The following is a 25,202-nucleotide window of genomic DNA, read 5'->3' as shown; positions in this document are numbered from 1 at the left end:
TGTTCCGAGAGTCAGTTAGCTGACTTTCGGAGCAGTTTTTTTATTATAGGAGAGTGAGCAGATGATTATAAATGGCTGGGATGTCATTTATTTCGTAGTGTGGGATAGTGGTTGATTGGCGTGCGTTAGCCTGCGGCCAGACTGCCGTCATAATGGGATTCGTCAGTGAAAGTAAGGACTCGTCCTCCGGTGAGCGAAGAAGAATTAGCTTGGGATAATGCTCTTGCTTAAAGCCTTCGACAAGCACAATATCGACATGCTGCATATGTGTAAGCAGAGCGGAAAGCGGTTCGGGGCGCGCGCTGATGATGGCACTGCGGGAAGAAGAGCTGATTGCTGTGATATCGGCGCCGGCTTCTTGATGCCGCCAAGTATCCGTTCCCGGTGTATCCATCGTGAAATCATGGGCGTCATGCTTAGCGGTGCCAATCGTATAGCCTGCTTGTTTTAAGCGCTTAGTTAGCGCGGTGAGCATGGTGGTTTTGCCGCTGTTTTTGTAGCCGACGATTTGAAGGATGAATGGAGCGGAGCGGCGAAGTGTATCGGAATGGGATGTCATGACGGATACTCCTTGTTTCGGAAGGGATAGTTGCAAATGGACAGTTGCAAATGGATAGTTGCAGAAGATTGTATGCTGATATGAGTATAGCATAAGCGGTATCGCGGGTTTGCCTCATTCTGATACAATGGTGAGACAAGAGATAGCAAGTGAGATATTGAGAATAATCGAGAAGGATAAAGGAAGATCCATATAGATCGAGAGAGACCGAGATAGATCGAGATAGATCGAGATAGATCGAGACAGATCGGGATAGATCGAGATAGTTCGAGATAGATCGGGATAAATCCAGATAGATTAATTAGTGTAGATCAAATGAGATTAGGAAGTTAAAGAGTGATAGAGAAAATTCAAAGAGATCAAGAGTGGAGGAGAAGCATATCGTGAAGCAGCCGCAGGGAGAGGCGCGTTATCGTAGACGCGCAGTCAAAGTGGAGGAAGCAATGCGGCTCGTGCTTGATGCGGCTGTGCCGGGGCGGCAGGAGCTTGTGCCGCTGCGGCAAGCCGCAGGTCGGCGGCTGGCGGAGACGGTTACGGCGACGACGGACTGGCCGCCATTCGCGCGGTCCGGACTGGACGGCTTTGCCGTCCGCAGCGCGGATACGGCGTTGGCGTCACCGAGTACACCGGTGACGCTGCGCGTCGTGGATTCAGTCGCCGCTGGCGAGCTCGCCTCGGCGGCTGTTGCACCGGGGACGGCCGTCCGGATTATGACGGGCGGACCGGTGCCCTTGGGGGCGGATGCCGTCGTCATGCTGGAGCAGACGGCGGACGCCCTTGTTGACGGGCTGCCGGTGGTGCACGTGAAACGCGCCGCCGAGCCCGGGCAGAACATCGCGCCCCGAGGCGAGGAATTCCGCTGCGGCAGCGTTATTGCGGAGCCCGGCACGCGGCTGCGGCCGGGCCACGTTGCTTTGCTCGGCACGTTTGGCTACGCTAACGTGCCGGTGTATGCGCGCCCGCGCGTCGCGGTGCTGGCAACCGGCGCAGAGCTGCTGCCGGTTGAGGCGGCACTCGCGCCGGGCTGCATTCGCGACAGCAACAGCGCCATGGTCGCAGCATTGGTGGAACAATGCGGCGGTGAAGCGCTGGTGCTGAACCGCGTGCCAGACGAGCCGGATGCAACGGCTCGAGCAATTGCTGAAGCGCTGGCGCAGAGTGACCTCATCATCACAACCGGCGGCGTGTCGGTTGGGGATTATGATGTCATCGCGAGCCTGCTGCGCGGTTTAGAGCTAAGCGACGGCGCAGCTAATTCGCTAGCTCCGCCTCACGAGCTTACAAGTGTGGTTCCACTTACCGTGGCAGCTACCGGGAATTCACCAGCTTCTTCCGTACCTGCCGGCACAGCTCCGCTGTTAGCGCAGCAGTCCGAGTCAGCCTCCGATGAGTTGTCGGCTCCATCGCTCGTGCTTGCGAGCACAGCTCCGATGCCAGCACCGCACGTTGCGCCGGACTCGCCGCAACCCGTCGAAGCCAAGCTTCGAAACAGCAGCCGATTGCTGTTCAACAAAGTGGCCATGCGGCCGGGCAGTCCGACCTCGGCGGCGGTCATCGAGGGCAAGCTACTTCTAGCGTTGTCGGGCAATCCCGGCGCGTGCTTCGTAGGCTTTGAGCTGTTCGCCAAGCCTGCGATCCAGCGCTTGCAAGGAGCCGGCATGATTGAGTCACTGCCGAAGCAGATGACGGCAAAGCTTGCGTCCTCTTTCGACAAGGGCAGCCCACACGAGCGATTCGTGCGCACCCGGCTTTTCTCCCGCGAAGGGATACTTTACGCCGACCCGCTGGCATTCGGCAAATCGAGCATGATGGCCTCCATCCCGGAAGCCGATGGACTCATCCGCTTGAAGGCGAGCCCAGAAGGAACGGCGGTAGACACGATCGTCGATATCATTCTACTCTAGGTAGACGGCTCGATTGCCTTTTTAGACTTATATCTTCCGCCTCTAAAAAAACCAAAACCCGCCACCATGAAGCCGACATCAACGACGGCTGCACAACTGGCGGGTTTTACTTTTGTCACATAAACGAATTCACATACAGTCCGCCAAGCGGGAGCTGCAAGTACGACTTCGATGAAGCGCCGTACAGCGTAAAAGATTGAAAACCGCCGGCCTTCGAACTTATCAATGCTTCTGTCGGCAACCCCGTAAATCGATCAAGTGCGTCTTTCAGCCGCGAGGTTAGGCTGCTTCTGCCCGTTAAGAGCCGTTGCACCTCATTAGGGCGCGTTTGCATCGCCGTCTCGAGCTTCTCCTTATCCAGCTGCAAGCTGCCATCCGCAGCGCGGGATAAGCCGACAACATCAGCACCTGAACCTTGAACGGCATCCTCGATCCGATTCCGAAGCATCGGGTTTAAGTAGCCGGAGGCGTTTTCATAGATGGATTGAAGCGTATTGACCTCATCGACAATACTGCTGAGCTGCTTCGCAACCGCATCTACATCATGCTCCACCATTACAGTGAAATCCGCAGGTGCATCCAGCTTAGCGATCGACACTGTTACTTTACCTTGTTGCAGGGAAATGTCATTCGACGACGAATCAATGAAAGGCTCACCATTTACCCGATACCTCGCATCAGAAGCATTCACAGAAGTACGTCCAATACCGCTGGCCGATATAAGAGCCCCATTCTGATCTTTGATTTCGAAGGAAGACTCCTTGCCGGTTTGATTAGAGGAAACCTCGAGCTTCACGGTGCCGGTTGTCCGATCCTCTTGAACGGAAGCGTTCACACCTAGCTTGGCATTGTTAATTGTATCGCGAAGCTTGAATAGCGCATGTTCATTCGTTTCACCTGGTTTAATGTAAGCAGATAACGCTTTGGTTTCGTTCCCAATGGTAACGGTGAAGGTATGTGTACCGGCACCCATAATGGAGGGAGCATTCTTGGTCAAGTCAAAGCTGCTGTTCTTCTGAACACGTGCGACAGAAGCAACCTGAATGTCGTACCGGGCACGTTCGGCACCGAAAGCTGCATTTCCCGTCACTTTACTATTCTCAAGGTGATCGGATACCGTTACAATCCGTTTGCCAAAAGCAGTCTTGTCCTTCATCATCATGTCCGCGACAGCAGCTTTGACCTTGTTTCCTTGAGCCAGCCACGCAGATGAGCTTCCTGCGGCAGCCTTTAATGTATCTTGAGCCTGTCTCGGCAAGCCAAAGCCGCCAATCGAACTGAGCAGGTTCCCGGAGCCAGTGGCAGGCTTATGCGGTTGACGCGAGAAAGGCCATGCATTGAAATTTGGGTACAGCGCATAACGTTCTACTGGAATGATGGGCTCCTGCGTCCTTCGTACGGTTCCGAATATAGCGGGTATAGCATACGGCATAACCATATCAATGCCCTCCGATCACGTCTAATACGTTTATTTTAAATAAATATTTCCAATTTGTCGATGATCAAAGCCGGCCTGCATGAAAGTTATTTTCGTAAAATCGGACAAGCTGTCTGCAGGCAAAAAGCCCGTACCTAGCAGCATAAACCATACCAGGCTTCGGGCTTTAGATTGCCATAGTTATATGAGCAGAAAAAGGAATGCAAGGGACGCCAAATCTAAGGCAAACGCGCCTCCGAATGGCGAATAACCATACCCGTAGTACGGATCACCATAATACGGATCGTACGGATAATAAGCCTGCGTTTGTGCTGCTTCCTTCGGCTTAGCCTCCGTCACCGCTTTTTTGCTTCCTTTCTTGCTTTTTACCTTCGAATTCGTCACTTTACCTTGTTGTGTCGGCTGTACTTGCGTACTGACATGCTGCTGAGCGTTTGCGCTCTCATTAAACATCAGCTTTCCGCCATGACACCGACTAAGAATACCGACATGTCGCTGACCATCATGTGTAACGGCACAAACGGCCATACCGCAGAAGTTTTTTATATGATCCTCATGGAGCGGGTAAATTTGATCCACCGATAGTTGATACCTCCCCCTGGGTTCTTGGATACAGTCTATTCACCTACAGGCATAAGCGTATGGTTATTTACCTAACAAGGAGTGAAATGATATGGTCGTTTCCCGTTCCGAGGACAATATCGTCCCAAGCTTGCGACGTCCGAAGCGCACCCCGAAGTGGGGCATTCTGACTGCCCTGCTCGTGCTGCTGGCTGCAGGGCTGTGGAGCGCGAACGCAGCTAACAACAAAGAGGCTCCAATTACTGAAGGTGAGCGGCTCCGGCATGATTTTGAGGCAGTGTGGATGTGGAGCGGCAGTGAATATGCAGGCGGGGTTGAGCAAGCACATTGGACGTTCCGTTGGGACAGTGCTTCCGATCGGAAGGGAGCGGAGCGTTTAGCCGCATCGCTTGGCTTTAATTTGACGACAAGCCTGGACGGGACGGAGCCAGTTGATGTAATGGCATCTAATGAAGCGGGGCATATGAAGCTATGGATTCATACCAAGCCAAGCTCGGAAGAAGATTCTGCCGATCAACCGTTTGAGCTTGTCCTGCTGCTGGACGCGGCCGCGGGCACGAGTCGTGCCACGATTTCAGAGTTGATCAGCAAAGTGGAGCAGGCGACGGAGGGACTTGATATACAGGGCGGATTTACGGTTCGCGGTGTACCGGTTCGTGAAGGCGGTGCTGCGCGAATTGTTGTGGCCGCCGCTGCAAAGGAGATCGAATCGTATAACGATGGGCATACGGAAAGCATTACGTATTTCAGTGAGGCGCTGCAAAGCAATGTACAGAGCGGCTCCGCGAAAGTGAATCTGCAGGTGGCAGAATCGGCTGCATCAGCAGGGGAAAGCCGTGAATTAATCGTCGGAGTGCCTTTAATTACAGGGGATTATTCGCTGCCAAATAACTAGAAGTTTGGAACCCGATTCGTTTTTTTTATCTTTGCATGAATAGCATCTATTGCCTCAATATGCTAAACTACATAACATGATCTTACCAGTCGTTGTATGAAAATACATAAGAGAGAATGAGGGAAATGACCGAAGTGAGCAAACATGAATCAGTTGCCGCAGAGGGTGCGGTTTATTATTTGTTTGGAGCCACAGGAGATTTGGCGCGTAGGAAACTATTTCCTGCGCTATTCAGCTTATATAAAGAAGGCAAGCTGGCCGAGGATTTCGCCGTAGTAGGACTTGCCCGCAGACCGCGGACGAATGAGCAGTTCAGAGCTGATGTGTACGAATCGATCAGCGAGTTTTCGCGTTACAAATCGGACGATGCCGAGCTATGGAACCGGTTCGCCGAGCATTTTGTATATATGTCCCTCGACATTAATAATGTAGACGGATTCCGGGAGCTGGCCCGCTTGTCGCAAGGGCTGGATGAGAAATTCAAAATTCCGGGCAACCGATTGTTCTACTTGGCGCTGGCACCGAACTTGTTCGGACCCGTTTCTTTCAACCTGCGTGACGGCGGATTGCTGGAGTCAACCGGCTGGAATCGTCTTGTCATCGAGAAGCCGTTCGGCTATGATCTCGAATCGGCGCGCAAGCTGAACAGTCAGCTTAGCCAAGTGTTCAAGGAAGAGGAGATCTACCGGATCGATCACTACTTGGGCAAGGAAATGGTACAAAATATTGAAGTGCTTCGTTTCTCCAATGCATTTTTTGAACCATTGTGGAACAATAAACATATCGCTAACGTGCAAATTACGCTTTCTGAAACCGTTGGCGTGGAAGAGCGCGGCGGTTACTACGATAAGTCCGGCGCACTGCGTGACATGGTTCAGAACCATATGATGCAAATGCTCGCGATGATTGCAATGGAGCCGCCAAGCAGGCTGCATCCGGAGGATATCCGCGATGAGAAGGTCAAGGCACTTCGTTCACTGCGTCCACTCGCATCGGCAAGCGAAGTACATCAGCATGTCATTCGCGGTCAATATGATGAAGGTTCGGCGAAAGACAAGCCGCTTAGCGGCTACCGCCAAGAGGATTCCGTCAATCCGGAGTCGACAACCGAGACCTATTTTGCAGCTCGCGTGTTCCTGGATAATTTCCGCTGGGCAGGTGTTCCGTTCTATATTCGTACGGGCAAACGACTTCCGGTCAAAACAACCGAGGTTGTGATTGAGTTCAAGAACGTGCCGGACAATATTCTGTTCGCGCGTCGTCACGATCTGGCGCCAAACTTGCTTGTCATCCGCGTGAACCCGATGGAAGGCATTTATATCAAAATCAATGCGAAAAAGCCAGGCGTCGACAATGTCGTTCAACCGGTTTCGATGGAGTTCTGCCAAAGCTGCATGATCGGCATCAATACGCCGGAAGCTTACGAGCGTCTAATCTATGATGCGGCTCGCGGTGAATCAACCTATTTCACTCGCTGGGATGAGGTTGCGCAGGCGTGGTCCTTCGTGGATCGAATCGCAGATGCATGGCGTGAAGACAGCTCTGATTTGCAGCTCTATCCTGCAGGCTCATGGGGACCTGCGCGCACGGACGAACTCCTTGCACAAGATGGCTTCCATTGGTGGCCGGTAAACGGTCAAGCTGAGGATAACGTAATTTGGATCTCTGGCGGACCGAAATGATTTCATGAAGGTCGACATAGGAGACTATAATCATGTTTAAAATTTACGATATTTCGATGACGATCGATCCATCGATGCAAGTGTACAAGAATAAAGAAACGAAGATTCCCACAATCACGAATGTGTCTAACCATGATAACGGGCAGGCTGTATACGAATCCCGTCTTGATATGGATGTTCACTGCGGTACGCACGTGGATGCCCCGCTGCATATGCTGAAAGATGGCGAGACGATTGAAACGATCGGTCTGGAGCAGCTCATAGGCTATGCTCGCGTTGTCGATTTGACGCATTGTGAGGAATTCATCACACGTGCAGATTTGGAGCCGCTTCACCTGCAGCGTAATGAGTGGGTTCTGTTCAAGACTCGCAACTCGTTCTCGGAAGCATTTGATTTCAACTTTGTCTTCCTGCGCGAAGACGGCGCTCGTTATTTAGTTGAGCTCGGTATCCGTGGTTTGGGTACGGATGCACTTGGCATCGAGCGCGCACAGCCGGACTATCCGACGCACCGCTCTCTGTTCCGCAATAATATTATTATTGTTGAAGGATTGCGTCTGAAGGATGTCACTCCCGGCAACTATTTTATGGCCATTGCGCCGCTTAAGCTTACAGGGCTGGACGCGGCTCCTGCCCGCGCTTTCTTGATCGGCGGCATGTAAAGGACGAAGGGAACTATCATGAGTAAAACAATGACCGATGAGATTAAACAAGAAGTTGAGAAAAGGCGTACATTCGCCATCATTTCTCACCCCGATGCGGGTAAAACGACGCTAACGGAGAAGCTCCTTCTATTCGGAGGCGCCATTCGTGAAGCGGGTACGGTTAAAGCGCGTAAAGCAAGCCGCCATGCGACGAGCGACTGGATGGAAATCGAGAAGCAGCGGGGTATCTCCGTTACGTCTTCTGTCATGCAGTTCGACTATAGCGGTCATCGCGTTAACATTCTCGATACACCGGGTCACCAAGATTTCAGTGAAGATACGTACCGTACACTGACAGCAGCCGACAGCGCCGTTATGCTTATCGACGTCGCGAAAGGCGTCGAGGCACAGACGATTAAGCTGTTCCAAGTATGCAGCAAGCGCGGTATTCCAATCTTCACTTTCATTAACAAGCTCGATCGTGAAGGCCAAAGTCCATTTGAATTAATGGAAGAGCTTGAGCGCGTGCTTGGTATTCGGGCAGTTCCGATGAACTGGCCAATCGGCATGGGACGCGAGCTCTGCGGCGTCTACGATCGGATGAAGAGTCAAGTTGAGCTGTTCCAAGGCAACGACCATTCCACGATTGAAGTCGTGAAGGTGAAGGATTATAACGATCCTCATATCCGCGAGATGGCCGGCGACTTCTTGACGGATCAATTGATTGGAGACCTGGAGCTGCTTGATGTAGCGGGGGATCAGTTCGATTATGAGAAGGTCCGTGCAGGCGAATTGACGCCGCTCTTCTTCGGAAGTGCGGTGAACAACTTCGGCGTGCAGACGTTCCTGGAGAACTTCCTGCAGCTGGCTCCATCGCCGACACCGCGTCAGAGCACGAGCGGTCCTATCGATCCGATGAGCGAGAAATTTACAGGTTATGTCTTCAAAATTCAAGCGAATATGAACCCGGCTCACCGCGACCGGATCGCGTTTCTACGCATCTGCTCCGGCCGTTTCGAACGGGGCATGAGTGTTCGCCATGTGCGCAATGGCAAGGATATTAAGCTTGCGCAGCCACAGCAGTTTCTGGCACAGGACCGGGATATCGTAGAAAATGCGTATCCGGGCGATATTATCGGGTTGTTCGATCCGGGCATCTTCCGTATCGGCGATTCCTTGTCACAAGGCGGCGATATCGTATTCGACGAGCTGCCAACCTTCTCGCCGGAGCTGTTTGCGAAAGTTACGGTGAAGAATGCGCTTAAGCATAAGCAGTACCAGAAAGGCATCGATCAGTTGACCGAAGAAGGAACGATTCAAGTGTTCCATTCCACAGGCAACTTCGACGAAACCATTCTAGGCGTTGTCGGTCAGCTGCAATTCGAGGTGTTCGAGCATCGGATGCGTTCGGAATATGGCGTCGAAATTCAGCTGCACCGGATGCAGTTCCAGTTTGCCCGCTGGATTGTCGATGACAAGATTGACCCTTCCAAGTACCGGATTAATTCCACGCTGGTGAAGGATAAGAAAGACAACTACGTAGCGCTGTTCGAGAATGAATATGCGATGCGTACGGCTATGGATAAGAATCCGACCTCCAAGTTCTTGGAGATGGCTCCTTAATGAATGAAGACCTCAATCCCGTTCGTCTTGTGACGGGGTTGAGGTCTTTTTGATGCGTTAATCGATCAGATCCGGGATGGAACGTCCTGCAAGCTGTTCCATTCGGCGGTGGTGCTCGATGGCGGCCAGAATTTCCTGCTTAATGCCATCATTGTAGGAGCGAATCATACCAGGCAGCAGGAACAAATCCACGATCACCCAAATAAATAGGGCAATTCCTGAAAGGACGCATGGAACGATCGATAGAATGGTGTAGGTAGATGCAGCGGAAACGGCAGAAGTAACGGTGCTGATGATATAGAAGAGTACCGCGGCAATGAAGAGGAGCAGCTGGGCAGTACCTGAGCCTACCCTTTTCAAATAGAAGCGGTGCAGCCCAAGATGACCGCCGAGCAGCATCAGATAGGCAACTGCAGGCGATTTCTCGGCACTGCGCAGCTCAGAATTTAGAATAAGCAGCTCATTTAAGGTCAGGTCACGTTTGGTAAGCATGCACTTCTTATTCTCCTTTGCTTTAGCGGTTCATCGCATTATTGAAGTGCTTATGACCAAGCAGTTCATCAATAATTCGGCCCTCGACACGTTGATTCTCTTCTTTCACCATGCCGTGCAGCAGGAAAGCATCAATTAAAACCCAAATCGCAGATACGATATAACCGATAATCGTGATCGTTAGAATAAGCTGTGCAATGGCAGAACCTGTCTTCTTCATGTAGAAACGATGAGCGCCAAAGCTGCCAAGGAAGAACCAAAGAATATAAGCGACAAGCATGTTCTTGCCTTGGTTTCTCACTTCCTGATCAAGCAGCAGCAGCTCGCGGGCGTCCAATTGACTCTTCTGGGCGATATTATAAATCATCGATAGCGTTCCCCTTTGTAAAAAAATGTTTAAAAATTTACTTTATTAGTATAAAGCAGCGTACAAGAATCGGGCAAGGAATAACTAGAAAAGTTTCCATCCGCTAGGTTTAAAAAGGATTGACAGGTAACCGCTTGCATGAGAAAATGTACGCGTGTACATTAGATGATTAACTTGGATGGGAGGAAGGACTTATCCGTAAAAAAGTCGCTGAATTAGCGGGAGTGTCGGAAGCTACCGTATCGCGTGTGCTGAACGGTGCAGGGACCGTGAAAGATGAGACGGCTAAACGGGTCGTCGATGCTGCCAAGCAGCTGGGGTATGTGCCGAGTGCGCTTGCACAGCGGTTTGCGCTGCGCAGAAGCGGCAATCTTGGCGTTATTTTGCCGTTATTGCCTAAGGTGAATCTCTTCTCGACTTACTACTTCTCCGAAGTATTAAGCGGGATCGGGGTTACCGCCAAGCAGCGCGGCTATGATTTGCTGCTTTTGTTTCGAGAAGCTGACGAGCCGCGAGACTATGCGAATCTGTTTCGGACGCAGAAGATTGACGGGTGCATCATATTAGGCGCTCAAGATGTGCCGACCGAACGCGAAGCGCTTGCCGAGCTCAAGGAAGGGCTGCATCCGTTCTGCCTCGTTAATCAGCGCTTTGAGGGAGAGGCCTTCAACACGGTGGATGCCGATCAGCGAATGGGAAGCCGCCATGCGGCCAGACATTTGCTGCAGCAAGGTTTTCGGAAGATCTGTTTTCTGAATGGCCCCGCGGAATACTCGAACAGTCTGGATCGGTTGAAAGGTTTCCAGCAGGCGCTTATTGAGGCGCAGGTACCTTTCCATGGCGAGCATGTGCTGATCGGGAATTATAGCCGCAAGAGCGGCTACCAGCAGGCTGCAAAGGTAGCAGAGCTCATTCGCAGCGGTTCTGTTGATGCGGTGATTGCCGCAAACGACCGTATGGCGATCGGGCTCATGCAAGGACTTAAGGAGCTCGGCGTGCGCGTAGGAGAGGACGTTGCGCTTGTCGGCTGCGACGATTCCGATGTCTCGCGGATGACAGAGCCGCCGCTTACATCCATTCGTGTTCCGTTCTATGAAGTTGGCTGCGAGGCGGCATCCCGCCTGCTCGACATGATGACGGAGACAGAACCATCGTCCCCGTTTGAAGTTAAGCTGCCTGTAAAGTTGATTGAAAGGGCTTCCTCCAAGACAACGAGAACGACGACAACCTAACGTGATACATAGGAGAACCTATCGGTTTCACGATTAATAACTGAGGAAGTTTCACCGTATTGCTAACCTAATTCTATGAGAGGCGGAACAAAACGATGAGCACAATTCGAGTAGGTATGATTGGTTACAAATTTATGGGCAAAGCCCACAGCAATGCCTATAGAGCACTTCCGATGTTCTTCCCGAAAGTGATTCGCCCGCAAATGGCTGTTATTTGTGGACGGGATGCAGTCGGCTTAGAACAAGCTCGCGAGCAGTTTGGCTGGGAAAACGCTGAGACGGACTGGCGTAAACTTGTTACGCGCGATGACATCGATATCATCGACATCAATGCACCGAGCGACGCGCATAAGGAAATTGCGATTGCAGCTGCTGAAGCAGGCAAGCATATTTTCTGCGAAAAGCCGCTCGCTCTTAATTTGGCTGATTCAATCGAGATGCTGAATGCTGCGGAGAAAGCCGGCGTGAAACATATGGTTGGCTTTAACTACCGATTTGCCCCGGCTGTACAGCTGGCGAAGAAGCTGGTTTCCGATGGTCGCATCGGTGAAATCTATCATTTCCGCGGATTCTTCCTGCAGGATTGGATCGTAGATCCGCAGTTCCCGCTCGTATGGCGTCTGCAGAAGGAAATCGCCGGCTCCGGCTCGCATGGTGACCTCGGTGCGCATGTCATCGATATGGCGCGTTTCCTTGTCGGCGAATTCCAAGAAGTGATCGGGATGAGCGAAACGTTCGTGAAGGAGCGCCCGCTGCCAACGGCTATGACCGGGCTTAGTGCCAAAGGCGACAAAGACGCGCCTCGCGGACAGGTAACGGTAGATGATGCGACCTTGTTCCTCGCGCGTTTTGCCAATGGCGCACTAGGCAGCATCGAAGCGACGCGCTTCGCGCCGGGTCATCGTTGTACGAATTCGTTTGAAATCAACGGCAGCAAAGGCAGCATCAAGTTTGATTTTGAGCGCGTGAATGAACTGGAAGTGTACTTCACGGACGATGCTGCGGATGTTCAAGGCTTCCGCCGCGTCATTGCAACAGATGCAGCGCATGCCTACAGTGACGCATGGTGGCCGGCTGGACATACAATTGGCTACGAGCACACATTCACGCATGAGATGCACGAATTTATGCTGGCACTGGCTGAAGATCGTCAGCCTGTTCCGAATTTTGTAGACGGCGTAGAATGCCAGGCTGTTTTGGAAGCTGTCGATAAATCAATCGCCGAACGCCGCTGGGTCGCGATTTCGGAATTAAGATAACGGACGAACTAGACTAACTATTGAAGCAGAGGATGGGAAGCATGAGAAAAGCATTGATCGTTTGGGGCGGCTGGGATGGTCATCAGCCGGAGGAAGTAGCGGGTATTTTTGCCGACTTGTTGAATAAAGAAGGCTTTGAAGTAACGGTTTCGGACACGCTGGACGCTTACAAGGATGCGGAATTAATGGCATCGCTGGATCTAATCGTTCCTGTGTGGACAATGGGTTCGATTACGCAAGAACAGCTTCGTCCGCTGCTCGATACTGTACGTGCGGGCTGCGGCATCGCGGGCTGCCACGGCGGCATGGGTGATTCCTTCCGCAACGATGTTGACTACCAGTTCATGGTTGGCGGTCAGTGGGTCGCTCACCCGGGCAATGACGGCGTCATTTACGATGTCAATATGGTTCGCGAGGACAATCCGCTTACAAGCGGCATCGGCGATTTTGAAGTGTGCACGGAGAAGTATTACATGCATGTGGACCCAGCCAATGAGGTACATGCCACGACGTCGTTTGGCGATGTGAAAATGCCGATCGTTTGGACGAAGACATGGGGCGAAGGACGCGTGTACTACAATTCACTGGGGCATCAAGCCAACATCGTGGCCATGCCGCAAACGCTTGAATTGATGCGTCGCGGATTTCTGTGGGCGGCACGCAGTCAGGAAGCCTAAGAAGGCGAAAGATAGGCAAGCACTTCATTTATAATTATTCTGATTTCTACTTATAGGAGGAATGACGTTTCATGAAACCAGTAAAAGTCGGTATTATCGGCTGCGGCAATATCAGCCATGTTTATTTTACAAATTTGAAGAGGTACCCTCAGGTGGATCTTGTCGCGGCAGCGGATATCGATATCGAGCGCGCGATAGCACGTGCCGTTGAGTTCAATTTAAGCAAAGCTTATACGGTAGAGCAGCTGCTCGCTGATCCGGAAATCGAAATCGTCGTTAACTTAACGATTCCAAAGGCACATGCTTCTGTCTGCTTGCAGGCGCTTGAAGCGGGCAAACATGTATATGTCGAGAAGCCGATTGTCGTTACTCGCGAAGAAGGCAAGCAAGTGCTTGAGCTGGCGGAGAAGAAAGGTCTGCGTGTTGCAAGTGCTCCTGAGACGTTCCTTGGCGGAGGCATTCAAACCTGCCGTAAGCTGATTGACGAAGGCGCAATTGGTACGCCGGTATCCGCGACAGGCTTCATGCTCTGCGGCGGTCACGAGAGCTGGCATCCGGATCCGGAGTTCTACTATGAAATCGGCGGCGGCCCGATGTTCGATATGGGACCGTACTACTTAACGGCATTCGTCACATTGCTTGGGCCAATTCGCCGTGTTACCGGTTCCGCACGAATTACGCATGCGGAGCGGACGATCACAAGCGAGAAGAAACGCGGCAAGCTTATCCAAGTGGAAACGCCGACGAATATTACAGGCGTTCTGGACTTCGAGAGTGGCGCGATCGGCACTTTGCTGACAAGCTTCGATGTACCAGGAGGCACATCGCTGCCGAACATCGAAATTCATGGCAGCAAAGGGTCGCTGCTTGTTCCGGATCCGAACGGCTTCGGCGGCAAAGTGAAGCTTCGCCGTGCAGGCGGAGAATGGGAAGAGATCGAATTGACCCATGGCCTCATCGACAGCAATCGGGGGATTGGCGTTGCGGATATGGCTCGCGCGATTCGCGAAGGCGGAGAGCACCGTGCTAACGGTACGATGGCGTACCATGTGCTAGAAGCGATGCACGGCATACACGATGCTTCGCGCGACGGAAAACATTATGTAATGGAGAGCACGTGCTCACGTCCTGAGCCGATGCCGGCACTTGAAGCGCAGTCTCAATAACGATAATATGGAATAAGACATGCAGCCTGCCCGGCTCGTTCGGGTGGGCTGATTATTTTCACACTTCTTATTAGGATACATAAAGGAGCATTCATTCATGAGACCACTGAAAGTCGGCATTATCGGCTGCGGCAATATCAGCCAAATCTATTTTACGAATTTGAAGAAATACCCTGAGATTGATCTTGTTGCTGCAGCAGATATCGATTTGGAGCGCGCGAAGCTGCGTGCTGAGGAATTTGGTCTCGCTAAAGCTTATACGGTAGAGCAGCTGCTTGCAGATCCTGAAATCGAAATTGTCGTGAACCTGACGATTCCGAAAGCTCATGCGCCTGTTTGCTTGCAAGCGCTTGAAGCGGGTAAGCATGTTTATGTAGAGAAGCCGCTTGCCGTTACTCGTGAAGAGGGTAAGAAGGTGTTGGCCCTCGCAGCTGAGAAAGGTTTGCGGGTTGCGAGTGCACCGGAGACATTCCTTGGCGGCGGCATTCAAACTTGCCGTAAGTTAATTGATGACGGAGCAATCGGTACGCCGATATCCGTAACCGGATTCATGCTTGGTGAAGGGCCAGAGGGTTGGCATCCGGATCCGGAGTTCTTCTATGAAGCTGGCGGCGGACCGATGTTTGATATGGGACCTTACTACCTGACAGCCTATATCGCGCTGCTAGGTCCGTTTCGCCGCGTGACAGGCTCGGCAATCATTCCTTTCCCAGAGCGTACGATTACGAGCGAGAAGAAGAACGGCAAGATCATTAAAGTAGAGACGCCAACACATATTGCGGGCGTTATCGATTTCCAAAGCGGCGCTGTCGGAACGCTCATTACGAGCTTCGATTCTAAAGCAGGCACTTCATTGCCGAACATCGAGATTCATGGCAGCGCAGGCTCCCTGCTCGTGCCAGATCCGAACACGTTTGGCGGTACCATCAAGCTGCGCCGTTATGGCACAGAAGAGTGGGAGGAAGTTCCGTTCTCGCACGGTAACACCGACAATAACCGCGGCATTGGCGTGGCCGACATGGCTCGCGCTATTGCCGAGGGGCGCCAGCATCGTGCTAATGGGGCAATGGCTTATCATGTACTTGAAGCGATGCATGGCTTCCATGATGCTTCCCGTGATGGCAAACACTACGTGATGGAGAGCACCTGCGACCGTCCGGAGCCTATGCCAGTGCTTGAAAGCAAAGCAGTCGTATAAGGGATAACGAAAAAGACATTCAAACCGAGTTAGGGTTTGAATGTCATTTTTCTATCTATAGGAGGGTCGCTTATTATGATTTCGAATGCCATTAGCAGCATGAAAGCTATGCTGGATTCCGTACCACAACGATTCCAATCCCTCGATCACCGAGAAATCATGGAGCCCATCTCAGAAGGAAAATGGTCGCGTCTGCAGCTGCTAGGACATCTGTGCGATTCATCCATCAATAATTTATGCCGATTCGTTCAAATGGATGGGCATACTGAAGCAATACCGGTCATCGTTCCATACGACCAAGAGAATTGGGTGAAGGCTCAGCGGTATATAGATGCTCCCCCGGAAGACGTCCTTACGTTATGGGTGAGCCTAAATCAATCCGTCCTTCGTGTCATTTCAGGTTTAAACGAGTTAAGCTTAGCACGTATGGGTCAGTTTCCAAGTGGAACTACGGTCACCCTGGAGTGGCTGATTGATGATTACGTGGCTCATATGGAGCATCATTTACAGCAAATATTCGGGCAAGTGGCTTGATCGATCAGGCACGTGTGAGTAGTGATCAGCTAGGACTCGGGGATGCAGTTTCCGCCGCAGGATGAAGCTCGTCGTAGAGCACCTGCACCATTTTATTGCGTTCACTTTCGTCGCTGTTTTTCCAAATCATTTCGAACAGTACTCCTAGTCCAGGGAGTGCTTTCTCATCACTTCCGATGGAGCCTTCGATGACGTCGGTCAGTTCTTCCCCTGTTAAATTTTGTACCCGACGAACGATTGCCTGCCGCAAATCAAGATTGTTCAATCTGATCCCTCCATCACATACAGATTCGAGGTTTAATATCTCCTTGCATCCTGCATTTCATGCCGGCGGAAGGGGCGGAACGTTCGGATATATAAGGAAATTGTGCTATAATAAGCTCAAATTGCTTCAAGGGAGATGGAAGTCTTGCCAAATAAGCAGTACGCGGTAATTGGTATGGGACGATTTGGTACCAGTGTCGCTCAATCGCTGTCTAAGCTTGGCTTTGACGTGCTGGCGATCGATTCGAATGAGCAAAGAGTCCAAGATGTATCCGATCGGGTGACGCACGCCGTTACAGCAGATTCGACGGACGAGGAAGCGCTGCGTGCACTCGGATTACGCAACTTCGATGTTGTTGTCGTGGCTATCGGTGCAGACATTCAAGCGAGCATACTTACGACGCTTATTTTGAAAGAGTTTGGCGTTCCGCAGTTGATCGTTAAGGCGCAGAGCGAGCTGCACGGCAAGGTGCTGACTAAGATCGGAGCGGACAGAGTGGTATTTCCGGAGCGGGATATGGGCATGCGGGTCGCCCATCATTTAATCTCCCCCAACATCTTGGAGTACATAGAGCTGTCCAAGGACTACAGCATCGTCGAGATCCAGACGCCATCCTTTGCCGTCGGCAAAAACTTGAAGCAGCTTGATATTCGCGCCAAATACAAATGTAATGTACTCGCGATCAAGACAGGGAGCGAGCTCAATATTTCTCCTTATGCGGAGGATGTTATTAAACAAGACGATGTGCTGGTCATTGTGGGGAAGACGGAACATTTATCTAATTTAGAGCTTGATTATGCGGAAGGCTGATAATAGCGTGCAAACGAACAATAAACGAATGATGAGCATTACTTCAGTGCAAAATGAGAAAGTAAAAGCGATGGCTGCCTTGCTGGAGAAGAAGCACCGAGACCGTTCTGGTCGCTTCATTATCGAGGGAGTCCATTTGGTGCAGGAAGCGCTGCTAGCCGGTGCCGATGTGGAAACCATCGTGATCGATATGGAACGCGGCGTACCGGGCGAGCTCCGTACGCTACTGAGTCAAACAGATTGCGAGCTAATTGAAGCAACTCCGGCTGTTATGGCCAAATGTACGGGCACGGATTCGCCTCCGCCTGTGTTTGGCGTGGCTGCGAAGCCTTATGCGGATATGTCTAAGCTCTATCAGCAGGACTCGCTTGTTGTGGTGCTGGACGGCGTGCGTGATCCCGGCAATGTGGGCACTATAATCCGCAGCGCGGATGCGGTAGGCGCTCATGCCGTTGTGCTGGGACAAGGCTGCGTCGATCTCTACAACCCGAAGACGGTACGCTCTACGATGGGTTCGCTGTTCCATCTTCCCGTAATCGAAGGTAATCTAAGTGAGCTGCTTCCCGAAGCGAAGAAGCACGGAATTTCCCTTGTGGGGACGAGCCTGCAAGCGTCGGCTACCTGTTACAGCTATAACTGGAGCGGGCCAACCTGGCTGCTGATGGGCAGCGAATCGCAAGGATTATCAGCGGATGCACTGGGGCAAGTGGATACGAGCATCATCATCCCGATGCATGGTCATTCGGAGTCGCTTAATGTGGCGATGGCGAGTACGATTCTGCTGTATGAGGCACTGCGGCAGCGGCGGTATGCGGAGTAACTCACAGATGTGGTGTGGGTTGTAATTCACTTTGACACTAGTTGTAACATTGTTTGGCATAGGTTTGGAACATAGATTTGGCACAACAAAGACAGTCCTGGTATTCAAGAAACCTCCTGATGATCAAGAACCCTTGATTTATCAGGACTTTTTAGTTTGTCAGGTTCTACTACATAAAAGTTACTTATTAATCCCTAAATAAAACTGCAGCAAAATCACGTTGTCAAAAATCTGGAATAACACTGACAAAGTTGAGTGGGGGAGATCAGAATGCACGATATCGGGGGAAATATTAAAACATCAAAGAAAACTGCACATACTTAATCAAATTAGTTCAGTAAAAAGATCAGATGAACCAGATGCTTTAGAGGTCATAAGCAACGATTAGACCTTGGAAACTATATAAGGACCTATACTTAAAGAAGAGCTATACAAATGAGGAGAGCTCTTCTTTTTTTGATTTCATTTTAGCATTTTTGATTTGAATATAGATCTGGACAGGTAATCCTATTCTGAATTTATCTGAGGAATCATTATAATGGATGTATCGAAGGCAATAGGAGTGTGGATATATGACTTTAGCAATCGCATATGAGGATGTAGGAAAGCGGTTTGCAGAAAAAGGTCTGCTGCTGCTAACGACTAAAGAAGAATATCGTAAATCCACTGATAAGCTTGCGTTTCAATGCCTGACTCATCCAGATGAAATACAGCAAGGCATCACGTATAACAAGTTAAAAGCAGGCTACGGTTGCCGTTCTTGTGCTGCTCTTGCACGTGCAAGAAATAGAAGAAAGCCGTATGCGGAGATCAAATCTATATTTGAAAGCAGAGAATATGAGCTACTTACGACCGAAGAGGAATTTACGTCTACACAAATCCCACTTCGGTATCGTTGCTTAAAGCACCCAGGTGCAATTCTAAAGCCAATTCTTTATCATAATCTGTTAAGCGGTAAAGGTTGCCGACAATGTGCAAACGAAAGGAAATCCGAAAAACTAAGGATCGAGTTTTTTCCAATCGCAAAAAAAGCATATGAAGTACAGGGACTGGTTTTACTTGACGAATCATACATTGATGCTAAAACGAAAATGGCATATAGATGTCCAAAGCATTCGGATCAAGTACAGTATAAAACTTATGAAGACGTAAAGCATTCCGGCTGCCCGCTTTGCACGAATGATGAGCTCAGCGTAAGATACCGCTCCTCACAAGCAGAAGTTGCCGAAAAATGTCTTGTATTTGGCTTTCGTCTTATTAATGGCCAAGAATATATTAATGCTCATCAAATGATGCGATTCGAATGCCTAAAGCATCCGGAGGAAGATTATGTTACGAATGTGGACAATATCCTTATTGGCCATGGAGGATGTGCAAAATGCAAAAGTGAAAATATATCAAAAGCACAAAAGCTTAATTTTTCAGAAGGCAGGCAAGTCGTCCGACGTGGAGAGGATAACTTGAATTGGAAAGGTGGCACTACTGAAATCAACGCCTACCTACGAGAGCGTGAAAAGGAATGGAAGCAAAAATGGCTTAAACATTATAACTATACATGTGTCATCTCTGGAGAACGAGGCAGCCAGCTTCATGTCCATCATGCTGAACCTTTCAATAAACTACGAGATTCGGTCTTAAGGAAGTTAGGTTTACCGATTTATCAGACCATTGGTGAATATACTACAGTTGAGCTCATCAAGATAACAGATGAGTATGATGAGCAATTGCTGAAAATTGAAGGATTTCCTATTAAAGCGGAATTGCATAAAGCGTTTCATCATCAATATGGCAATGGATCGATGGCAAACAGAGAGAACTTCATCGAATTTATGAATAAGACTGCATATGCGCTCAGAATGGGTATAGAGCTAGTTTCGGGCAGTTGCCAACTAGAAATATAGATAAACATGATTCTGCAGAAAATGAAATAAATAGGGGACTACGGTCGGAAAAGGAAAGCAGCACGTTATTAGTTCTAGACATTACTCTTCGAGCAGGATTGGAAGTGGGTGCAAATTATTTCTATACTATTAAGCAGTCACAGCAACCCACAGTGTTAGAGGAATTGCGATACTTTGTTTGCCAAAACCCACTACGCAGAGCATAGTGCTAGCTTATTACTCAAAAGAACGTGATCAACTAGCTAATTGCATGCTGTTAACGCAAGCTGAACATGCCGGAGATGAAGACTTAATAGAACTTGAAAATCAATTATTACTTGTATATAGAGAGTTAGAACATGAAGATAAAATTGAGGTTTTAGAGTTTGCGCCACTTTACTTAGAATTAATTGCTTTAACCAAGTAAAGACCTGAGAGAATATTTCCTCGGGTCTTTTTGGTAGCTGTAAGAACATAATTACTAGATTAATAGAAATGAGATTGGAGGGAGGCTTTTAATTGAGCGACCGTTTGTAAATGGAAATTGAAGGAATTTGAAGCGGAGTCAACGAATACTCTTTAGAATCCAAGTTGAGGAGGGGTCTAATTGTTACTCTGCCGAAAAGAACTTCATAGGTTAAAAATGACATTCGAAAAAGAACTCGAAGATTATCAGGAAAAGAAGAATAAACTAGAGAAAGAACTATCTCAGCTTGAAACGCAAAAACAAGTTTGCAATAGGGCAATGAGCCATCACTCATTTCAACTTACAAATGAAGCGACACTTTGGTTAAATGAAGAATCATTCGAGATTCAAGAAAAGATTGATGGAGTTGAGTATGAACTGCAGAATTTGTTAGAATCGGAAACCAAATTTTTATTTTATAGTGCAAAGCTTCGTGCTGTGAATGACTTAATAGTAGAAGATGAGGAACTAGAAAAGAGCCTTCCTTTTTAGTCTATAATAAAGTAAAAGACCGCCATGTCGATATTATATGGTCATACCCCTGTCAAGTAGACAGCTGAAAAAAGCTAAGCAGCCAACGCGCATCGAAACTCAATCGGTGCGCGTTGTTTTAGTTTGGCTTGAAAGCGGTGGTAGTTGTAGTGAAAAATGTACTCTTCCACCGCTTGCTGAATTTCCGCTCCTGAATTAAACTGTTTGAGGTACAGCTTCTCTGTTTTGAGATGTGAAAAGAGGGATTCGATGCATGCGTTATCCAGGCAGGTTGCTTTGCGAGAGTGGCTGCCTTTAACACCGAATGCCTCTAATCGTGTATTGTACGCTTGAGACGTGTATTGGAAGCCTTGATCCGAATGGAGCACGGCTTCCAATACACGTCTCTTTTTCTTGTCCATTGCTCGACCGTGTCGAGTACGAGCTTCACATCGGTACGGTTGGACAACTGCCAGGCGACAATTTCATTGTTGAACAGTTCCTGAATAACAGACAAGTAATGGAAGTTCGTTCCGTCTGAAATATAAGTAATGTCTGTCGCCATTTTTTGTTGCGGCGCTGTGGCATGGAATTGACGGTTTAAGCGATTGGGAAAGACAACAGAAGGCGTGTAATTGGACGGCTTCCGCTTCTTTCGAATGACCGATTGAATCGTTAATTCCCTCATCAATCGCCATACTTTCTTGTGATTCATATTGTACTCTGACTCCCACAGAGCGGTCGTCATGCGAGGGTAGCCAAATTCCGGATGCGCAAAATGAATGGCCATCATGTGTTCCTTAATCTCCTGATCGCTGTCTTGTCTGGCCTTGCGCTGTTGCTTTATGGCTCGCCATTTGTAATAACTGGACCGAGGTATTCCCGCAATGGCTAACAAGCTTGTAATGCCGTGTAAAGGACGCATTTCCTCCATTATTCCGTAGTTCTCTCGCTGGTTTAGCGCATCTCCTTTATTAGATTTGGATACCGCTTTTTTAAGTAATCCACCTGTTAAAAATTGTGCGAGGTCGTCCCATCAGAGGGTTTAGCTCATTGCCTTTTCGCTCATCAAATGGCTCCCCATTTTGCCATTTCTTCACCCAGACTTTCAGTTGGGTACAACTTCGAATTCCTTCTCGTTCGGCTGTTACTTTGTAACTCGCTGAACCTTCAACACATACGCTCGGACCGCCTTCAGTTTGAATTCTACAGAATATGTTTGAAATATTTGTCCTTTTTTAGCCATAAAAGTATCCCCTCCAAGTGGCACTCAAAAAAACCTCCATAATAACATGAAGGTTTTTTTGAGTGTCTACTTGAAGGGGATAATACCAATACCGATAGGCGGGCTTTTTTAATAATGCCAATTACATTTTCTAGAAATCTCTTCAAGAGAAGACATACGAATAGCCTGAAGTATCTTAACTAATTATTCTCTGTATGATTTATGCTTTGATAAAGCATCCATAATACATTCAAAACAGAAGTAATGTCGCTCACTACGATAAAAAGGTACATCGACTAGTTCATCGTCTATTAGTTCTCTTCTAGCAGATGTGAAATTTGTTGCGACCAGTGCCTTTACATCAAAAACCTTATTACAATAATTACAATTCTCTCTTTGTCTGCCATAATGGTAGTCATTTTGAGAAGCGCATTCAATAGTGTGTTCCTTCTCATAACCTGGTTCTAATGTTCCCAGATGAATCTCTTTATGATTAATTCTCAAATTATAATGAGAGAAAAAATGAGTCACTCTGTTATCAAACCTTGCTTCATTTCCCGGATATCTTAAATCTTCGCATATTCTGCAGTACGTATTAATCGTACCTTCTGGATCCTCGACGTGATAAAAATAATCATTACCATGATCATTCAAAGCCCGCCCCGTGATGAACATTCTATTAAATTCTTTAAGGAATTCAATGACCACCTCATTATTTTTTATTCTTATCAAGTTTTCCCAATGTATTTCAGCAGCACTATTAGTCGAATTGTATGAACCTAACCACAGTATATCGTCAATTATCCAAAATTTATGATGCATTAACGATGATTTACGAGTTAATACATTGCCAGATGAATCTTGAACTGGCCCTCCCAATATAGAACGGTCGTAATCAGGAATTCCTTCAACTGGCCGAGAATTGTGATTTAATACGAATTTTTTTTCCACGTTAAATGGTACACGATTCAAGCTGTTTATTATATCCGAATCTGTTATATATGCCATAGCTACATAAATTCTATCTTTTGCGTTATTAATATCTACCAGAAGTCTATCTTTTATCTCACACTTCTGGCCGGGTCTTGTAAAGTACACATTAAATTCTGACATCACACTATTTCTCCTTAGTCTATTTAAAGCAACTGGTAGGTTCTAGAAATATTTTACAGTCATTCTAAATACATCATATAAAACAAAGTCTGTATCTTTCTTTAAGTGTTGTTTATTAAAATCCATAAATATATTGTTAATGAATGAAACGAACAAATATTGTATTTTTTTCTCTGTTTTTCTGTAGTCATTAAGGAACCCAATTAAGCTCGATTTTACTGAATCTACACTTTGATCAGTGAAGGCTGGCATATTTACAGATTCTAGTGGTAACAGCATCAAAAACATTAGAAAATATGAGTTTGATCTATCATTTGGTAGAAGAAATTCATCAAATAAAGTCGAATTAATTTTGAGATATCGAACAGAATTTATTGAATTGTGAATGAAATTAGGGAACGGCATGGAAGAGTTGGATTGAACGTGAAAATTTACCGAGCTGAAATTATTACTTAAAAGTCCAATTTTTTTCTCGATATCGAATATTTCATTAAATATATCTCTATAAAATTCATATAAGATAATTATATAAATCGTAGAAATAAATTGTATCATCTCATGACATAAAAAATTAGTCGGTATGTCGGCTAGACCATTATTGTGATTCTTAGCCAAGTTACATAAAAATAAATATCTATTAAATACCTTCTTAACTTTCCTTGGATTAACAAATCCGATATATAACAAAAACTCCTTCAGTGTATCCTGAAGTTCTTCAAACTCCGTAACAGGCCGATAATTGCTCATTCTTTCAATAAAATCTTTAATAACAAGAGATATATCATATTGCTCTGGCATATTAAATGTAATATCAAAGATTTTTTCTAAATACTCCTCTGAAGTTAGTGCATTATTATACCTATTATTTATTGCTCTACTAACCGCATTCTTATCAACTCCACAAAAGTATAATATTCGTGAAGATTCAGTAAAGAAGTGTTTTATTGAAGACAGGAGATTAAGTATGTTCATTGGTTCACAACGATCGAGGTCATCAATAAAAATTAACAACTTCTTCCCCGTTATTTCAAAATACGAATTTATAAGTACATTAAATTTGGCATTAAAGGCTCTTACCTCTGAGTAATACGAATGATTACTTATTTCTGCTTCTAGAGCACTAATGGTCTGTTCTGTTGCTTTCCCTATAGCAATTTTAGCTCCTAGGAATGAAAGATCTGTGTTGAGCAGAACTTGCTTACCAAATGTGAATAAAGCTTTTCCAGACATTTTAACAGCTTCTGTGACTTCTTTCTGTATGACCCTAGGTATTTTTTCTATTTCGTCAATTAAAAGCTCAAGTAAAGATAATGATAAGTTAACATTATTTTCATACTTCCAGGCCTCAAAAAATATCACATGATAATTTGTTAACTTATCTCCAATATATTTCATTACGGATGTTTTTCCACTACCCCAATTCCCATATAATGCGATGGTATTGTTTTTCTCAAAAAAGTCCATATTCTCATCAAGTATTCTTCTTATAGTCTCAGCCTTAAATTTAGTTCCGAATAAATCATTCTGATCAAATAATTCATACGGTTGGTTATCGTAGATTCGCCACACATTTTCACGCTCTCTCTTTTCTAAGTAGTAATATTTTACCACAGGTTATTAAAGAAGAGATGAAAATCATTAAGTGTGTTACACACAACTTACTTTAGCTTGAATCACACAAAAATAATTGTAATCTGATATCGTCTCCCCAAAAGTTGTGTTACTCGGGCAGCAGATTACAAATCCTCTTTTGTAGCAACCAATACTCCCTAGAGGGACATGCCGCTTAAAAGCAGATAATTTGTGCCATTTATACTTACAGAAATTATTACTTTGTGCCAGAAGTCCATACAACTTGTGCCATTTAAATTTTACAGAATACTACTTTTTAGTACGAAAT

General features: G+C 47.6%; 25 protein-coding genes and 2 pseudogenes. 17 read left to right on the top strand and 10 right to left on the bottom strand.

Annotated elements, in window-relative coordinates; genetic code table 11:
• Window positions 1-43: 43 nt before the first annotated feature.
• Entirely contained in the window at window positions 44-559 is a 516-nt protein-coding gene (gene mobB / locus AC506A_RS21755) for a molybdopterin-guanine dinucleotide biosynthesis protein B (protein WP_495463102.1), read from the bottom strand.
• Between the two features lie 365 nt (window positions 560-924).
• Between mobB and AC506A_RS21750 the strand changes: the two are divergent.
• A pseudogene (locus tag AC506A_RS21750) lies at window positions 925-1,773 on the top strand (molybdopterin molybdotransferase MoeA); the annotation flags it as partial.
• 285 nt (window positions 1,774-2,058) lie between these two features.
• Window positions 2,059-2,463, top strand: a pseudogene (locus AC506A_RS21745) (gephyrin-like molybdotransferase Glp); the annotation flags it as partial.
• 115 nt (window positions 2,464-2,578) lie between these two features.
• Here AC506A_RS21745 and AC506A_RS21740 read toward each other — a convergent pair.
• Both AC506A_RS21740 and AC506A_RS21735 read right to left on the bottom strand, forming a co-directional pair.
• Window positions 2,579-3,901 (bottom strand): hypothetical protein, encoded by a 1,323-nt coding sequence (locus AC506A_RS21740; RefSeq protein ID WP_495463101.1) that lies wholly within the window; start codon window positions 3,899-3,901, stop codon window positions 2,579-2,581.
• A 180-nt stretch (window positions 3,902-4,081) separates the two neighbouring features.
• A complete protein-coding gene (locus AC506A_RS21735; RefSeq protein ID WP_495463100.1) occupies window positions 4,082-4,480 on the bottom strand; it encodes a hypothetical protein in 399 nt (132 codons plus the stop codon).
• A gap of 94 nt (window positions 4,481-4,574) precedes the next feature.
• Between AC506A_RS21735 and AC506A_RS21730 the strand changes: the two genes are divergently transcribed.
• The 4 genes from AC506A_RS21730 to AC506A_RS21715 all read left to right on the top strand — a co-directional run bounded on the left by AC506A_RS21730 (window position 4,575) and on the right by AC506A_RS21715 (window position 9,327).
• Window positions 4,575-5,378, top strand: a complete 804-nt coding sequence (locus AC506A_RS21730; protein ID WP_495463099.1) for a YwmB family TATA-box binding protein — start codon at window positions 4,575-4,577, stop codon at window positions 5,376-5,378.
• Between the two features lie 125 nt (window positions 5,379-5,503).
• A complete protein-coding gene (zwf, locus tag AC506A_RS21725; protein ID WP_495463098.1) occupies window positions 5,504-7,060 on the top strand; it encodes a glucose-6-phosphate dehydrogenase in 1,557 nt (518 codons plus the stop codon).
• Window positions 7,061-7,092: 32 nt separating this feature from the next.
• Window positions 7,093-7,722 (top strand): cyclase family protein, encoded by a 630-nt coding sequence (locus AC506A_RS21720; RefSeq protein WP_495463097.1) that lies wholly within the window; start codon window positions 7,093-7,095, stop codon window positions 7,720-7,722.
• An 18-nt stretch (window positions 7,723-7,740) separates the two neighbouring features.
• Window positions 7,741-9,327: a peptide chain release factor 3 gene (locus AC506A_RS21715; protein WP_495463096.1), complete on the top strand. Its 1,587-nt coding sequence runs from the start codon at window positions 7,741-7,743 to the stop codon at window positions 9,325-9,327.
• 57 nt (window positions 9,328-9,384) lie between these two features.
• Here AC506A_RS21715 and AC506A_RS21710 read toward each other — a convergent pair whose 3' ends face one another.
• Window positions 9,385-9,819 carry an NINE protein gene (locus tag AC506A_RS21710; protein ID WP_495463095.1) on the bottom strand — a complete coding sequence of 145 codons (435 nt, stop codon included), beginning with the start codon at window positions 9,817-9,819 and terminating at the stop codon, window positions 9,385-9,387.
• Window positions 9,820-9,841: 22 nt separating this feature from the next.
• Complete coding sequence (locus AC506A_RS21705) at window positions 9,842-10,186, bottom strand: TM2 domain-containing protein (protein ID WP_495463094.1); 345 nt, start codon at window positions 10,184-10,186, stop codon at window positions 9,842-9,844.
• A 194-nt stretch (window positions 10,187-10,380) separates the two neighbouring features.
• On the opposite strand from AC506A_RS21705, the gene AC506A_RS21700 reads away from it, so the two are divergent.
• From AC506A_RS21700 to AC506A_RS21675, 6 genes are all read left to right on the top strand, one after another.
• Complete coding sequence (locus tag AC506A_RS21700; protein ID WP_495463129.1) at window positions 10,381-11,418, top strand: LacI family DNA-binding transcriptional regulator; 1,038 nt, start codon at window positions 10,381-10,383, stop codon at window positions 11,416-11,418.
• Between the two features lie 95 nt (window positions 11,419-11,513).
• Window positions 11,514-12,677 (top strand): Gfo/Idh/MocA family protein, encoded by a 1,164-nt coding sequence (locus tag AC506A_RS21695; protein WP_495463093.1) that lies wholly within the window; start codon window positions 11,514-11,516, stop codon window positions 12,675-12,677.
• 41 nt (window positions 12,678-12,718) lie between these two features.
• Complete coding sequence (locus tag AC506A_RS21690) at window positions 12,719-13,354, top strand: ThuA domain-containing protein (RefSeq protein ID WP_495463092.1); 636 nt, start codon at window positions 12,719-12,721, stop codon at window positions 13,352-13,354.
• 71 nt (window positions 13,355-13,425) lie between these two features.
• Window positions 13,426-14,520 carry a Gfo/Idh/MocA family protein gene (locus AC506A_RS21685; RefSeq protein WP_495463091.1) on the top strand — a complete coding sequence of 365 codons (1,095 nt, stop codon included), beginning with the start codon at window positions 13,426-13,428 and terminating at the stop codon, window positions 14,518-14,520.
• A 97-nt stretch (window positions 14,521-14,617) separates the two neighbouring features.
• Window positions 14,618-15,718: a Gfo/Idh/MocA family protein gene (locus AC506A_RS21680; protein WP_495463090.1), complete on the top strand. Its 1,101-nt coding sequence runs from the start codon at window positions 14,618-14,620 to the stop codon at window positions 15,716-15,718.
• 75 nt (window positions 15,719-15,793) lie between these two features.
• Entirely contained in the window at window positions 15,794-16,252 is a 459-nt protein-coding gene (locus AC506A_RS21675) for a DinB family protein (protein ID WP_495463089.1), read from the top strand.
• 25 nt (window positions 16,253-16,277) lie between these two features.
• Here AC506A_RS21675 and sspI read toward each other — a convergent pair whose 3' ends face one another.
• Window positions 16,278-16,517 carry a small acid-soluble spore protein SspI gene (gene sspI, locus AC506A_RS21670; RefSeq protein ID WP_495463088.1) on the bottom strand — a complete coding sequence of 80 codons (240 nt, stop codon included), beginning with the start codon at window positions 16,515-16,517 and terminating at the stop codon, window positions 16,278-16,280.
• Between the two features lie 144 nt (window positions 16,518-16,661).
• Between sspI and AC506A_RS21665 the strand changes: the two genes are divergently transcribed.
• The 5 genes from AC506A_RS21665 (at window position 16,662) to AC506A_RS21645 (ending at window position 20,985) form a co-directional block, all read left to right on the top strand.
• On the top strand, window positions 16,662-17,327 hold the full coding sequence (locus tag AC506A_RS21665; RefSeq protein WP_495463087.1) for a potassium channel family protein: 666 nt from the start codon (window positions 16,662-16,664) through the stop codon (window positions 17,325-17,327).
• Window positions 17,328-17,358: 31 nt separating this feature from the next.
• The gene (locus tag AC506A_RS21660; protein WP_495463128.1) at window positions 17,359-18,147 is read left to right on the top strand and encodes a TrmH family RNA methyltransferase; all 789 of its coding nucleotides are present in this window, start codon (window positions 17,359-17,361) and stop codon (window positions 18,145-18,147) included.
• A gap of 572 nt (window positions 18,148-18,719) precedes the next feature.
• Window positions 18,720-20,048: a hypothetical protein gene (locus AC506A_RS21655; RefSeq protein WP_495463086.1), complete on the top strand. Its 1,329-nt coding sequence runs from the start codon at window positions 18,720-18,722 to the stop codon at window positions 20,046-20,048.
• 178 nt (window positions 20,049-20,226) lie between these two features.
• Entirely contained in the window at window positions 20,227-20,454 is a 228-nt protein-coding gene (locus tag AC506A_RS21650; RefSeq protein ID WP_495463085.1) for a hypothetical protein, read from the top strand.
• Between the two features lie 180 nt (window positions 20,455-20,634).
• On the top strand, window positions 20,635-20,985 hold the full coding sequence (locus tag AC506A_RS21645; protein ID WP_495463084.1) for a hypothetical protein: 351 nt from the start codon (window positions 20,635-20,637) through the stop codon (window positions 20,983-20,985).
• A gap of 74 nt (window positions 20,986-21,059) precedes the next feature.
• Here the strand turns inward: AC506A_RS21645 and AC506A_RS21640 are convergent, their stop codons facing one another.
• The 4 genes from AC506A_RS21640 to AC506A_RS21625 form a co-directional block, all read right to left on the bottom strand.
• The gene (locus AC506A_RS21640) at window positions 21,060-21,386 is read right to left on the bottom strand and encodes a transposase (protein WP_495463083.1); all 327 of its coding nucleotides are present in this window, start codon (window positions 21,384-21,386) and stop codon (window positions 21,060-21,062) included.
• Entirely contained in the window at window positions 21,296-21,889 is a 594-nt protein-coding gene (locus AC506A_RS21635) for an IS3 family transposase (protein WP_495463127.1), read from the bottom strand. Before AC506A_RS21635 ends, AC506A_RS21640 begins: the two co-directional genes overlap by 91 nt.
• 504 nt (window positions 21,890-22,393) lie before the next feature.
• Window positions 22,394-23,302 (bottom strand): phospholipase D-like domain-containing protein, encoded by a 909-nt coding sequence (locus tag AC506A_RS21630; protein WP_495463082.1) that lies wholly within the window; start codon window positions 23,300-23,302, stop codon window positions 22,394-22,396.
• Between the two features lie 42 nt (window positions 23,303-23,344).
• Complete coding sequence (locus AC506A_RS21625) at window positions 23,345-24,871, bottom strand: KAP family P-loop NTPase fold protein (RefSeq protein ID WP_495463081.1); 1,527 nt, start codon at window positions 24,869-24,871, stop codon at window positions 23,345-23,347.
• Window positions 24,872-25,202 lie beyond the last annotated feature (331 nt).

Source organism: Paenibacillus sp. N22P23 (assembly GCF_059383735.1).
Note: the sequence above shows the minus strand (reverse complement) of the source record. Positions and strands in the feature narration are given on the sequence as shown.